Below are 499 nucleotides of genomic sequence, written 5' to 3' on the forward strand. Positions count from 1 at the left end.
TCAAGGGCGATAAGCGCGTCTTCACCGAGGCGCAATTGCGGCAGTTGCAGTGCGGCGCGTCCGAGGACATGGACTTCTGGCGACCGGATAACAGGCGTGAATCCGGCGTGGACGAACGCGACAATCATGGCAGGCTGTACGTGTATTTCACGCCGCACGACCGCGTAATGGGAGCGGTACCGCTGCAAAGCATCGGTTGGCAGGGCGTGGACGACCGACTGCTCGCCGAGCTGGGCGATACGGTCAAACAGCGCATGCTGGCACGCGGCACGCCCGTGGGCGACGCGCCGGGCGTGAAGAGGTACGGCACGTTACCACCGATTCCCGAAGACAAGCTCGTACCCGGTGCGAAGCCGACAGATTTCTGGAATGGAAGACGATGGTGAATCGGGTCGAACAGCGCTTCGCGCTCAAGCCAAAGCGTCTGGTGGGCGATACCGCATATGGAACGGGAGCGATGCTTGGCTGGATGGTAAAGGAGAAGGCCATCGAGCCACAT

Annotated in this window: 1 protein-coding gene; it reads left to right on the forward strand. The window is 61.7% G+C overall.

The window, feature by feature from the left end; translation table 11 throughout:
• The coding region (locus PKKP23_RS33595) for a T6SS effector phospholipase Tle3 domain-containing protein (RefSeq protein WP_420873275.1) at nucleotides 1-386 on the forward strand (386 nt) is incomplete at its 5' end.
• Nucleotides 387-499 lie beyond the last annotated feature (113 nt).

Source organism: Paraburkholderia kururiensis JCM 10599 = LMG 19447, from assembly GCF_003986935.1.
GTDB classification, from domain to species: domain Bacteria; phylum Pseudomonadota; class Gammaproteobacteria; order Burkholderiales; family Burkholderiaceae; genus Paraburkholderia; species Paraburkholderia kururiensis.